We start from the raw sequence: 13250 nt of genomic DNA on the forward strand, positions 1-13250 counted from the left end.
CACCCACCCTAGGAGTGCGGTCGAGTCATCGCGAGGAGTGCGGTCGTGCCGGCGCGCGCCCTGCCGCGAACATGGACTTCCATGACCGGTTCCGCTTGAACGGCAGCTCGAACAGCTTGGCGAACAGCCACGCTCCCAGCACCGAGGCGGGCAGTGCCAGTGTCAGCGTGAACCAGAACGCGGGCAGACCCGGCGATACGAAATGGGGGGCCAGCTTCCGGCAGACGATCATGACGATCGGCAGGTGGACCAGGTAGAGGCTGTAGGAGAAGTCGCCGAGGCCGCGCATCGGACGCGTGGCCAGGAGCCGCATGAGGAACGCGGGCCTGCCGGTGGCAACCGCCGCGATCATCATGGTCATGGCGGGCGCCACGGCGAGATCGATCCAGAAATAGTGGTCCACCGTCCACACCGACCCCTTGATGACGACAAGCGCCACCACCGGCAGGGCGGCCAGAGCGGCGAGCCGGTGCCACGGCAGCCGCCGGACCTTCTCCGGCGCGACGACGATCCCCGCGCCCACCAGTCCCGCGACGAACACGGGGGCGAGGTTCGGCGTCAGCCAGTTCACGCCTTCCACCGGGGACGCGTTCGGCGCCAGCAGGCCACGCGCGATCACCAGGAGCGTCACGCCCGCGACCAGGACGACCGCGCCCAGCCGCCGTCGGACGAGAAGGAGGAGCGGAAAGACGAGATAGAGCTCCGCCTCCACGCCGATCGACCAGAAGGCCCCGTTCGGCGTCGGAGCCGTGAAGATGTCCTGGACCACGAAGCCGTACACCAGAATCGAGGTGCCGGTCGGCGGTCCGAAATGCGAGGCGGGCACCACGAACCAGGCGACCGCCAGGCTCAACGCGAGTGCCGCCCAGTAGGGAGGCAGGATGCGCCACGCGCGCCGCCGCAGGAACCGGGAAACGCCGCCGAGCTGCCAGCCGTTGCGCGCCGGCGAGATGGCCAGGGAGAAACCGGACAGCACCAGGAAGAAGACCACGGCGAGACGCCCGTACATCAGCCAGCCCAGCCAGGAGGGACCCGAGTTCTTGGGAAAGCCCGGCATGGTCAGAAGCCAGCAGTGGAAGAGCAACACGTAGAGCGCGGCCAGGCCGCGGAGCCCGTCAAGGCCCAGCACCTGGCCGCGACCACGCGTTTCGGGCCGCTGCAGCGGTGGAGAGACGGTGAGTGGGATTCCCATACTCTCTCTCACGTGTCGTCTCGGGCCGATGTTCAACTACCGTCCGGTCATCGGTCTGTACGCCTCGGAGTCGAGGCACTGGAACAGCCGACCGGTCCGGACCGCTCAGCTCAGCTCAGCTCAGCGTATCGACGCAGGGCCCGGCCGAGTCTCCGAGCGTCCGCGCCAGCCGCCGTATCTCCGCCACGTCCAACGCCGGGTTCGCGGCTGCCGGATGGGCCAGTTCCTCGTCGTCGAGGAGTTCCGTCAGCCGGGGCCGCGGGAGGTTCGGGTGGCGGGTCGCCGCGGCCCGTACGGCGGGGTCCGTGTCCCCGGTGAGGCGTTCCACGACGGCCGGCGCGATCTCGGGGTCACGAATAGCCAGAGCTCTGACCTCGGGGTCCTCGTGGTCGGCGAACGCGGCCAGTCGGGCGGTCGGGAAGTTCGGCCGGGTGGCGAGGTGCGCGCGGTCGACACCGGTGTACTCCAGGAAACTGCGCAGTAGCAGGGCCGCGGGGGCGTCGGGATGGTTCTGGGCGAGCGTGACGCGTACACCGAGGTCCTCGTCGTCGGCCAGGCGTGCCACGAGGTCCGGCGGGAGTTCGTGGACCCGTGCCGCCTTCCAGCGCAGCATCGGATGGGCGGAGAGGGCGTCCCGGCGGACGTCCTCGGGGGCCCGTGGCACCCACGGTGCGGGCGAGTGAAAAAAACCGCGGTCCGTGGGCACCTCGTAGTCGATCGCGGCCCGCTCCTCCTCGCTCAGCGCCGGGTGCACGGACACAGCGAGCCGCACCTTGGGGTCGGGGTCCACGGCGAGCGCACGGCGTTCGGCGGGGCCGAGGTCCGCGCGGTACGCGATGCCCTCCCGCACCTCCGGGTCCGGATCGGCTGCCAGCAGGATCACCACATCGGCGGGGAGGCTGGGGTTGCCTGCGATCATCGCCCGCTCGTCGTCACTGGCCGGAGCGGTCAGGACAAGGTCCACGACGGCTCTGGTGAGGGGCAGGTTGCACAGCATGCCGGTGCGTCCGTGACAGGGACGATCGGGCAGCGCGCTCTCCAACCAGGCCGCATCCTCGTTCTGGGTGTGCAACAGCGCCCTGTCCCGGACGCCCGCGTCGGGGTCCGCCAGCAGCGCGGCCCGCGCGTCGGCGGACAGCCACTCCCACGCGCCGACCCCCCAGCGACGGACCTTCGCGTCCGGGTGCGTGTGCATCGTCCGCAGCAACTCGGTGGAGATCTGCTGGTAGAAGGAACCGGCGAGTGCGTCGCTCTCGTACGTCCTGATCATGTGGACGAGGGCCTCGTCGGGCAGTGGCTCGGGCCGGACCTGGAAAGGCATCCGGGGCCCATCGGCGACGTGGGCGCGGACGAACCACTCCGGATCGTCGATCAGTCGTACCCGCTGGGCCGGATCGACGTGGGGATTGCGGGCGAAGAAGCTGCGGGTGTACGTGTCGGGGTGCTCGATCACCGCGTCCACGACGGCGTCGGGCAGGACCCGGTCGCGGCACAGCACCATCCGTACCGCCGCCGAACCCTCGGCGAGAAGCCGCAGCAGGACGTCCTGCGGGGTGGACGGGTTGAGTGCCAGCCCGGCCAGCCGCCGTGCGGCCAGGCCGGCTTCCTCCCATATCCGCTCAGGCGTCTTCACCATGCGCAGTACCCCCGTGTGCAGACCGGCTCCCGCCCCCAGGAGCACCTGGTGCCCGACCCTATCCCCCTCAGTCCAGCGGGATTTCGCTCCACACCTGCTTGCCGCCGCTGACCGGCACGGTGCCCCAGAGCGTCGACATGGCCTCGACGAGCAGGATGCCGCGACCGCCGGTGGCCTCCCAGCCGATGCTGGTGGGCTTGACGGGCGTACGGGGTGAGGTGTCGGCGACGGAGATCCGCAGGCGGTGGTTGATGAGGGTGATGTCGAGTCTGACCTGCCCGTCGGTGTGCACGAGGGCGTTGGTGACGAGTTCGGAGACGACGAGGAGCGCGCCGTCCATCCTGTCGTCGGGCACTCCCCAGGCGCGCAGGGTACGCCGGGTGAAGCGGCGGGCGTGCCGGACCGCCTCCGGGACGCGCCACACCGTCCAGCTCTCCCGCAACGGGCGGGTCTCCAGACCGTCGTAGCGCATCAGGAGGAGGGCCACGTCGTCGCTGCGGTTCGCGCCCGTGAGCAGTCCGTCGGCCACCACTCCGAGGTGGGCGGGGTCGGACGCGGCCAGTTCGCCGGCCAGTCGGTTCAGTCCGTCCTCGATGTCGACCTCGGCGGACTCGACGAGACCGTCCGTGGTCAGGGCGAGGACCGTGCCGCGGTGGAGTCGCAGCGGGATCATCGGGAAGTCGGCCTGCGTGACGACGCCCAGCGGGGGGCCGCCCTCGGACATGGTGACCTCCGTTGTGCCGTCCGGGTGGCGCAGCACGGGCGGGTGGTGTCCGGCGCGTACGCACCAGGCGGTGCCCTCCTCCAGGTCCACGTCGACGTAGCAGCAGGTGACGAAGAGGTCGGTCTCCAGGTCCATGAGGAGTCGGTTGGCGTGCTGCACGACGACGTCCGGGGGGTGGCCCTCGACGGCGTACGCGCGCAGGGCCGTGCGCATCTGGCCCATCAGGGTGGCCGCCTGGGCGTTGTGGCCCTGGACGTCGCCGATGACGAGGGCGACGTGGTTGTCGGGCAGCGGGATGACGTCGTACCAGTCGCCGCCGACCTCCAGGCCCGCCGTGGTGGGCAGATAGCGGGCGACGGCGACCGCGCCGGGGATCCGGGGCAGGCGCCGCGGCAGCAGGGAGCGCTGGAGCATGCCGACCAGTTCGTGTTCGGCGTCGAAGGCGCGGGCGCGTGTCAGGGCCTGGCCCGCGAGGCCCGCGGACGCGGTGAGCAGTGCGCGCTCGTCGGTGCCGAACTCGTGCGGGTCGTCCCAGCCGATCAGACACGCACCCGCCATCCGGCCGCCGGCGGGCAGCGGCAGGATGGCGAGACCGCCGGGGCCGACGTCGGCGAGCGCCGGTTCCAGGGGTGCTCCGGCGGGCCAGACGGCGGGGCGCCCCTCGATGAGGGCCGCCTCCAGCGTGGGCATGGCGCGTACGGGCGCGTCGGGCCACTCCGAGCGCCACTCGGAGCGCCACACCTCGGGCCAGGCTTCGGGTTCGGGAGGGTCGAGGAGGGTGACGACGAGGCGGTCGCCCTCCAGTTCGGCGAGGGCGATCCGGTCGGCCCGCAGGGGGCCCCGCAGTGCGGCCACCACGGCCCGGCCGACGTCACGGACGGTGCCCGCGGTGGCGAGGGTCGAGGCGAGTCGCTGGACGCGGGCCACGTCGCTGACGCCGGAGCGCAGCTTGGAGGCGTCGGCGACGGTGCCCACGAGGTGCGCCGGGCGCCCCTCTCCGCCGGGCACGAGACGGCCGCGCAGGCGTAGCCACTTCGGCTCTCCGGAGGGCTGGAGGATGCGGAACTCCAGCTCGCGGTCGCCGATGGACATGTGGTCCGCCTCCACCACGGACATCAGCGTGGGCAGGTCCTCAGGGACGGTCATCGACAGCAGGCTCTCGACCTTGCCGTCGAACTCGGCCGGGTCGAGGCCGAACAGCTCCAGCATCTCGTCGTCGACCTCGAGGTGTCCGGTGTCCATGGCGAGGTCGAACGAGCTGGTGGGCCGGGCGGCGGCGGCGCGCGGCGAGCCGGGCGCGGGGGTGACGGCGGCCTCGGCGATCAGACCGAGGCACTCCCGGTCCTCCTCGTCGAAGCCGCCCGGGCGCTCGCCGGCCGCCACGAGGCAGCCGCCGTCCGGCAGGGGCAGGACAGCCAGCCAGAAGTCCTGGGACGGCAGCCTGCGGGCGTCGGCGCAGCGGGCGATCTCCGCCGGACCGAGCCACAGCGGCCGGCCCGAGCGGTACGCGTCCACCGCCGGCGAACCGCCGGTGAGGACATAGCTGTCGCGCAGGCCGTAGAGCGTCCTGGGGACACCTGCCGACTCGGACAGGTACAGCTCGTCGCCGCTCTCGGACGGCGAGTACACCGCGACGACGCTCGCGCCCGCGAAGACGAGTGCCTGTTCGAGCACGCGGCGCTGTCGTTCGCGCGGGTCCAGGTCCGGGGTGGGCGTCTTGAGGGCAAGTTCGGCACGCAGCGTCCTCTTTCCGCGTTCCGCAGCGCCCTCACTGACCACGTCCGCAATTACAGCGCTTCCGGGACGCTCGCGCAGCCCCTGCGACCGTTCCGGGGCCGTCGGGCCTGCGGCGGAGCCCGCAAGCGGCACCCTGTGCCGCGCGTGGCGCTCGCCGTGCGGGAAGGGCCGTCACGAGGGAGCCTTGATCCCTGGGCCCGTCGCACGGCCCTGCGAGGAGGTGGTCGGCGTGCCCGGCTGGCAGAGGTCCGAGCAGGCGCCGGCGGGTCGGCCGACGCCGGTCGGACGGCCGCTGCTGTCGCTGACGCTGGCCTCGATACTGGAGGAGGTGCACGCCCACTCCGGGGCGGTGTACCTGCTGACGCCGGATGAGTCCGTGCTGGAGATGGCGGTCATGGCGGGCATGCCCAGGTCGTTCGCGGCGCCGTGGGAGCGGGTGGGGCTCAACGCGCCGATTCCGGTCGCCGTGGCGGTGCGGGAGCGGCGGCTGGTCTGGGTCGGTGACGAGGAGGAGATGGCCCGCCGCTTCCCGCGGATCGCCGTGGTCCTGCCGTACCCCTTCGCACTGGCCGCCCTCCCGGTGGCGACCGCGGGCACCGTGTACGGTGCGCTCTTCGTGACCTGGCCCGGCTCGCATCCACTGGACCTCTCCGACCGGGAACGCGACCATCTCACCGCGTCCTGCGCCCGGCTCGCGCTGCGTCTGGAGCGGGCGACGGCGGAAGGGCATCCGGTCCGTCCCGAGCCGGATCTGCTGGCGTCGTCCGCGGCTACGGCCACCGGCGTGCTCGGCACGCTGGAAGCGGCGCGGATGGTGGCGCGACTGCCGTACGGGCTGTGCGCGTTGGATCTGAACGGCCGGGTCAGCTTCGCCAACACCGCGACGGCCGACATGCTCGGCGTCCCGGTCAGCGGGCTGCTGGGCACCCAGCTGTGGGCGTCGGTGCCCTGGCTCAACGACCCCGTCTACGAGGACCGTTACCGGGCCGCGCTGATCAGCCAGCATGTGACGTCGTTCGTGGCGCTGCGGCCGCCCGGCAACTGGCTGTCGTTCCGGCTCTATCCGAGTACGACCGGACTGAGCGTGCGCATCTCCCGGGCCCGGGCGGTGGCCGAGATGGGGCGCGTCGAGTCCCGGCACGGCGAGGACGACACCACCCCGCGCCTGGTGACCATCACCCAGGTGCTGAGTCTGGCCGGCGCGCTCACCCAGGCGGCGGGCGTCGAGGACGTGGTGCAGCTGGTGGCGGACGAGATCGCGCCGGCCGTCGGCAGCAAGGCCCTGGTCGTCCTCGGCTCGCGATCCGGCCGCCTGCACGTGCTCGGCCACCGTGGGTACGCGGACGCGCACATCGTGGAGCGCTGGCACGGGGTGCCACTGAGCGCGCAGACCCCGGGCACCCAGGCCCTGAAGACGGGGGTGCCGGCGTTCTTCGACTCCCGTCAGCAGCTGGAGCGCCTCTACCCGGACCGGAGTGCGACGCCCGACGGGATGGCGGCGTGGGCGTATCTGCCGCTGATCGCGTCCGGACGGCCGGTGGGCACCTGCGTCCTCGGGTACGCGGAACCGCACACCTTCCCGGCGGACGAGCGTGCCGTGCTGACCAGCCTCTGCGGTCTGATCGCGCAGGCCCTGGAGCGGGCCCTGCTCTACGACGCCAAGCTGCAGCTCGCGCACGGTCTGCAGGCCGCGCTGTTGCCTCACTCGTTGCCTTCACTGCCCTCGATCGAGGCGGCCGCGCGTTATCTCCCGGCCACCCAGGGGATGGAGATCGGCGGGGACTTCTACGACCTGGTGCCCTCGCACGGTCTGGCCGTCGCGGTCATCGGTGACGTGCAGGGGCACAACGTGACGGCGGCTGGCCTGATGGGGCAGATCCGTATGGCCGTACGGGCGTACACGACCGTCGGTCAGCCGCCGGAGGAGGTCATGCGCAGCACCAACCGGCTGCTGATCGACCTGGGGGCCGAGCTGTTCGCGAGCTGTCTCTATCTGCGTCTCGACCCGGCGCGCGAGGTGGCCGTCATGGCACGCGCGGGCCACCCGCCCCCGCTGCTGCGGCGGCCGGACGGGCGGGTCCGGGTGCTCGACCTGGCGGGTGGGCCACTGCTGGGGATCGACGCGGCCGCCACGTATCCGACGACCGAGGTGCCGCTCGTCCCCGGTTCGGTCCTCGCCCTGTACACCGACGGTCTGATCGAGTCGCCCGGCGTGGACATCGAGGACGCCCTGGCCGACCTCGGCCGCAAACTCACCGAGGGCGGTGACCTGTCGCTGAACGCGCTGGCCGACCGTCTCGTCGAGCAGAGCGGGGCGGCGACGCAGGAGCGGCTCGACGACGTGGCGCTGCTTCTGTTGCGGGCGCGTCCGCACGACTGAGCGGTACCGGAACCCCGCTAGGTCCGGCTCTCTGGTGAGCGGCGGGGGAAACGCGGTGGGGTCCGGCCCTCCCGCCGGAGGGCCGGACCCTTCCACTGCCGACCGGGCCGTGGTGGCGCGGCCGGGTCAGTGGCTCGTGGTCACCGGTGTCACGGGGTGCTGGTCACCAGGCCGGAGCCGGCGTCCATACCGGTGCTGGACTGGCCGCTGCCGGTCCCGGACTGGCCGCCCGCGGCCGGGTCGGTGGCCGCCGGGTCCGTGGCCGCGGGGTCGGTCGCCGCGGGGTCCGTGGCCGCCGGGTCCGTAGCTGCCGGGTCCGTGGCTGCCGGGTCCGTGGCTGCCGGATCGGTGGCCGCAGGATCGGTCGCGGCCGGGTCGGTGGCCGCCGGGTCGGTCGCCGCGGCACTCGCGTCGCCGGCACCCGCGGCGCCACCCGCGCCGAGCGTCGCGCCGGTCGCCTGGAGGGCGGCGGTCACGGGCTGGAAGAAGGTCTCGCCGCCGGCGGTGCAGTCGCCGCTGCCGCCGGAGGTCAGGCCGATCGCGCTGCCGTCCGCGGTGAACAGGGAGCCGCCGCTGTCGCCCGCCTCGGCGCAGACGTCGGTCTGTATGAGACCGGTGACGGTGTCGACGCCGTTGGGGTCGGTCTCACTCTGGAAGTTGACCGTGGCGTCGAGACCGGTGACCGAGCCGTCGTGCAGACCGGTGGTGCTGCCCATCCGGAGGACCTGCTGACCCACCGTGGCGTCCGCCGCCTGGGTGATCTGGACGGTCTTTCCGTTGCCCTCGTTCACCTCGCTCGCCGTCTGGGTGGCGGGGTCGTCGTACTTCACGAGCGAGAAGTCGCCGGCACCGGGGAAGGTGGCCTGGTCGACGGTCGCGATCGGCTGGCCGTTCTGCGAGTCCGACCACTGCTTGGCCGCGACGCCGCAGTGCCCGGCGGTCAGGAAGGCGGGGGCGCCGTCGCTCGCTGTGACGTTGAAGCCGAGGGAGCAGCGGACGCCGCCGCCGTTCGCCTGGGCGAAGATGGCGTCACCGCCCGACACGAAGGTCTTGAACGAACCGGCGGACTTCTTGACCGTGGCCACGCCGGAGCCGAGCGAGTCGACGGTCGACGTCAGCTTGGCCCACTTCGCACCCGTGACGGTGCTGTCGGCGGTGACCTGGACCTGGTTCGTCTTGGGGTCGATCGACCAGGCGGTGCCGGGGATGGTCGCGTCGGACTTCAGTGTCTTGGCAGCCGTCTTGAGCGAGGACAGGCTGTTGCTGACGCTGCGGGGAACAGCGCCGGCCTTCTCGACGGTGTTGACGACATTGCTGTTGTTGCCGACGACATTGATGATGACCTGCTGCTTCGAGGCGTCCCAGTACGCGCCGCCGAAGGCGTCACCGAGCTGGGAGGCGATGAGCGAGGCCAGGTTCGAGGCGTCCGCGGACTTCAGCGTCTTGGGAGTGGCGTCCTTCGCGTCGGTCTGCGAGGCGTTGGCGTGGGGCAGCAGCAGGGCCGCCGCTCCGAGCGCCGCGACGCCTCCGACAGCGATGGCGGCCTTGCGCTTGGGAATCCTTTTGTGACTCAACTCTTTGACCTCCTGGGGACGGGGTCGAGGCCACCGTCCGGCGGCTGACTGGGGGGCGCCTGGATGCCTGTTGATACGCGTGAGCCGCACGGGCTGTTCAACTGTGTTTAAAAAAGAGCCGAGTTGGCTCGGCCAAACACACGAAATACGAGGCAATCGGGCCATTACACCGAGTGAGCAGCCGATCCGGCACGCTCCGCTACCGACCGGTAACGGTCCGTCTTCCGGCAGGAACGGAATCCCTACTTCAGGGAATCTGCACATCGAATACGCAGGCGCCTCACGGCGGACAGCGGATCTGCACACTCGCGCGCCCCCCTCCGCGCCATTGCGGTGGGACTGTCCCTTTCGGGTACGGGGCGACAAGCGCGGGGACGGAACAATGCCGTGCAGCATGTGAAGAACTGACTGCCGAGACGTGCGCACACCTGCACGGTTGGGCCCCGGCCGCCCTCAAGTTCGCAGGTGAGAGCGCCGGTTGATTGGATGCGCGCGCCGCGAGCGTGCTTTGATCCGTTGCACCGCGGAGGTCGCAGCCAGGCATCCGGGAACGGGCGCCCCACAGCGCCCGGAATCGGGTGCCGCACCACCGCGGTGGCGGCCGTCATCTGTCCCCAGAGGGGGGCCGCTCTCCCCCTTATGAATATCCATACGAAGGGAAGTTCCCTCATGAACTCCACCCCCCAGGTTGCCACCGCCGAGATCTCGGACGCCGACCTCGACAACGTCTCCGGCGGCCTGTCGCTGAACGCCGTTGGCACCGTCTCCGGCCTGGTCGACGGTGTTGCCCCGGTCTCCGGCCTGGTCAACACGGTCGTCGGCACCGTCGAGGGTGTCACCGGCCTCAACACCGCCCCGGTCACGGGCCTGGTCGCCGGTCTCTGATCGCGTTTCAGTGCCGTTGAGTCCCGGAACCACTCCCCGGTTCCGGGACTTCTCGGATGCCGTGAACCTCTCGAACAGGTGAGGGAAGTCCCGTGCAGTTCCGCCAACAGGCCCTCGCCAAGCTGCAGTCGCCCGAAGAACTCGACCTTCCGGTGCGCTTCGCCCGCCCCCAGGGCTGGCTCGCCCTGTCCGTGACGGTGGTCGTCATGGCTGCGGCGTCCGTCTGGGCCGTGACGGGCACGGTGACGTCCACCGTGAGCGCGCCCGCCGTCCTCACCCACGGCGAGGGCAGTTACATCCTGCAGAGCCCCGTCGCGGGGCAGGTCACCGAGGTCGTCGCCCAGGAGGGCGAACGACTGCCCGCGAACGCGCCCGTGCTCAAGGTCCGTACGGCCCAGGACGGTACGACCGTCGTCCGCACGGTCGCGGCGGGACGCGTCACCGCGCTCGCCGCCAGCATCGGCGCGATCATCTCGACCGGCGCGAACGTCGCCGCCGTGGAGAAGGTCGCCCACGCCGACGATCCGCTCTACGCGACGGTGTACGTCCCCGCCGAGAGCGCCGCCACCATCCCCGCGAACGCCGCGGTCGACCTCACCGTGCAGTCGGTGCCGACCCAGCAGTACGGAGTACTGCGCGGCCATGTGAAGGCGGTCGGCCGGAGCGTGCAGACCCCCCAGCAGATCTCCTCCTTCCTCGGTGACAGCCAACTCGGCGAACAGTTCACCAAGAAGGGCAGGCCGGTGGCCGTCCTGGTCCGCCTCGACCGCTCCGCCGCGACGAAGAGCGGCCTGAAGTGGTCCTCGGCCGACGGGCCGCCGTTCGCGCTCACCTCCATGACCCTGGCCACGGGTTCGATCCGCCTGGCCGATCAGCGCCCCGTCGATTGGCTCCTGCCGTGACCGCCGCACCAGACACCCGGAGCAGACGCCGCACCGCCCCGCCCAAGCGCACGGTCCCCAAGGCGAAGGGGAAGACGGTCCGCACCCCCACCGTCCTCCAGATGGAGGCCGTGGAGTGCGGCGCCGCCTCCCTCGCCATGGTGCTCGGCTACTACGGCCGCCACATCCCCCTCGAAGAGCTGCGCATCGCGTGCGGTGTCTCCCGGGACGGCTCGCGCGCCAGCAACCTGCTCAAGGCGGCGCGCAGTTACGGCCTCACGGCCAAGGGCATGCAGATGGACACGGCCGCGCTCGCCGAGGTGAAGGCGCCCGCGATCCTGTTCTGGGAGTTCAACCACTACGTCGTCTACGACGGCATGGGCCGCCGCTTCGGACGGCGCGGCGTGCACATCAACGACCCCGGCAAGGGCCGCCGTTTCGTGCCGATGGAGGACTTCGACACCAGCTTCACGGGTGTGGTGCTGGTCATGGAGCCGGGGCCCGACTTCCACAAGGGCGGCCGCAAGCCGGGCGTGCTGGGGGCCATGCCGGCCCGGCTGCGCGGCACCTCGGGCACGATGCCCGCGGCCGTGCTGGCGAGCCTGCTGCTGGTCGCGGTCGGCGCGGCGGTCCCCGCGCTGAGCCGGACGTACATCGACACGTATCTGATCGGCGGCCGGACCTCGCTGCTGGGCGTGCTGTTCGCGTCGATGGGCGCCTGCGTGGTGCTGACCATCGTGCTGACCTGGCTCCAGCAGGCGAACCTGCTGCACGGCCGGATCATCTCCTCCACCCTCTCCAGCGCCCGCTTCCTGCGCCATCTGTTGCGGCTGCCCGTCACCTTCTTCTCCCAGCGCAGCCCGGCCGACCTGGTACAGCGGCTCCAGTCGAACGACGCGGTGGCCGAGACCCTGGCCCGCGACCTCGCGGCGGCCGGCGTGGACGCGATCGTGGTCGTCCTGTACGCGGTGCTCCTCTACACCTACGACCCGCAGCTCACGGCCGTGGGCATCGGCGTCGCGCTGCTCAACGTGATCGCGATGCGCGTGGTGATCCGGCTGCGCGCGACCCGTACGGCGAAGCTGCGCGCCGACAGCGCGCGCCTCACCAACACCGCGTACACCGGCCTCCAGTTGATCGAGACGATGAAGGCGACCGGCGGCGAGGACGGCTACTTCCGCAAGTGGGCGGGCCAGCACGCGACCACCCTGGAGGAGGAGCAGCGCCTCGGGGTGCCGAGCGCCTGGCTGGGCGTGGTCGCACCGACGCTCGCGACGCTCAACTCCGCGCTGATCCTGTGGATCGGCGGTCTGCGGGCGGTCGAGGGGCACATCTCCGTCGGTCTGCTCGTCGCCTTCCAGGCCCTGGTCACCCGCTTCACCGCGCCCCTCACCCGGCTCAACGGCGTCGCGGGCCGCATCCAGGACTTCGCCGCCGACGTGGCCCGGCTCAAGGACGTCGAGAACTTCCAGACCGACCCGCTCTACGCCCGCTCCGGCAGCGGCGAGTCCACCCGCCGCCTCCAGGGTCATGTCGAGCTGGAGAACATCACGTTCGGCTACAGCCCGCTCGACAAACCCCTGCTCACCGGCTTCTCACTGACGGTCGGACCGGGCCAGCAGGTGGCCCTGGTCGGCGGCTCGGGCAGCGGCAAGTCCACGGTCTCCAGGCTCATATCGGGCCTGTACGCCCCGTGGGAGGGCACGATCCGCATCGACGGACAGCGGCTGGAGGACATCCCGCGCGGCGCGCTCGCCGCCTCCGTCTCCTTCGTCGACCAGGACGTGTTCCTCTTCGAGGGGACGGTCCGCGACAACGTGGCCCTGTGGGATCCGTCCATCCCGGACGAGGCCGTGGTCGCGGCGTTGGAGGACGCGGCGCTGTACGACGTCGTCACGCGCCGCCCCGGTGGCATCCACAGCCGGGTCGAGCAGGACGGCCGCAACTTCTCCGGTGGCCAGCGCCAACGCCTGGAGATCGCACGGGCGCTGGTGCGCCGGCCCAGCATCCTGGTGCTCGACGAGGTGACCAGCGCGCTGGACGCCGAGACCGAGCAGACGGTCATCGACAACCTGCGCAAGCGCGGCTGCGCCTGTGTGGTGATCGCGCACCGGCTCAGCACCGTGCGCGACAGCGACGAGATCGTCGTGCTGCAGCACGGCACGATCGTGGAACGCGGGCGGCACGACGCCCTGGTGGCGGCCGGCGGTCCGTACGCCGAGCTGGTCAAGGAGCGATGAG

The 13250-nt window shown here is 71.5% G+C and carries 8 protein-coding genes; 4 read left to right on the forward strand and 4 right to left on the reverse strand.

Going from position 1 to position 13250, the window contains the following annotated elements; all coding sequences use genetic code 11:
- Positions 1 to 25: 25 nt before the first annotated feature.
- The 3 genes from ACZ7M2_RS22295 to ACZ7M2_RS22305 form a co-directional block, all read right to left on the reverse strand.
- A complete protein-coding gene (locus tag ACZ7M2_RS22295) occupies positions 26 to 1192 on the reverse strand; it encodes an acyltransferase family protein (protein WP_471596722.1) in 1167 nt (388 codons plus the stop codon).
- Between the two features lie 115 nt (positions 1193 to 1307).
- Positions 1308 to 2828 (reverse strand): hypothetical protein, encoded by a 1521-nt coding sequence (locus tag ACZ7M2_RS22300; RefSeq protein WP_471596723.1) that lies wholly within the window; start codon positions 2826 to 2828, stop codon positions 1308 to 1310.
- A gap of 67 nt (positions 2829 to 2895) precedes the next feature.
- The gene (locus ACZ7M2_RS22305; protein ID WP_471596724.1) at positions 2896 to 5331 is read right to left on the reverse strand and encodes a SpoIIE family protein phosphatase; all 2436 of its coding nucleotides are present in this window, start codon (positions 5329 to 5331) and stop codon (positions 2896 to 2898) included.
- 178 nt (positions 5332 to 5509) lie between these two features.
- Here ACZ7M2_RS22305 and ACZ7M2_RS22310 point away from each other — a divergent pair, with 178 nt between their 5' ends.
- Positions 5510 to 7669 carry a SpoIIE family protein phosphatase gene (locus tag ACZ7M2_RS22310; protein WP_471597011.1) on the forward strand — a complete coding sequence of 720 codons (2160 nt, stop codon included), beginning with the start codon at positions 5510 to 5512 and terminating at the stop codon, positions 7667 to 7669.
- Positions 7670 to 7818: 149 nt separating this feature from the next.
- Here ACZ7M2_RS22310 and ACZ7M2_RS22315 read toward each other — a convergent pair whose 3' ends face one another.
- The gene (locus ACZ7M2_RS22315; RefSeq protein ID WP_471596725.1) at positions 7819 to 9243 is read right to left on the reverse strand and encodes a S1 family peptidase; all 1425 of its coding nucleotides are present in this window, start codon (positions 9241 to 9243) and stop codon (positions 7819 to 7821) included.
- Positions 9244 to 9912: 669 nt separating this feature from the next.
- On the opposite strand from ACZ7M2_RS22315, the gene ACZ7M2_RS22320 reads away from it, so the two are divergent.
- The 3 genes from ACZ7M2_RS22320 (at position 9913) to ACZ7M2_RS22330 (ending at position 13249) form a co-directional block, all read left to right on the forward strand.
- Positions 9913 to 10128: a hypothetical protein gene (locus ACZ7M2_RS22320; protein ID WP_067360085.1), complete on the forward strand. Its 216-nt coding sequence runs from the start codon at positions 9913 to 9915 to the stop codon at positions 10126 to 10128.
- Positions 10129 to 10220: 92 nt separating this feature from the next.
- A complete protein-coding gene (locus tag ACZ7M2_RS22325; protein ID WP_471596726.1) occupies positions 10221 to 11030 on the forward strand; it encodes a hypothetical protein in 810 nt (269 codons plus the stop codon).
- Positions 11027 to 13249, forward strand: a complete 2223-nt coding sequence (locus ACZ7M2_RS22330) for an NHLP family bacteriocin export ABC transporter peptidase/permease/ATPase subunit (protein ID WP_471596727.1) — start codon at positions 11027 to 11029, stop codon at positions 13247 to 13249. Before ACZ7M2_RS22325 ends, ACZ7M2_RS22330 begins: the two co-directional genes overlap by 4 nt.
- Position 13250 lies beyond the last annotated feature (1 nt).

It is taken from the genome of Streptomyces sp. NPDC111507, from assembly GCF_055638955.1.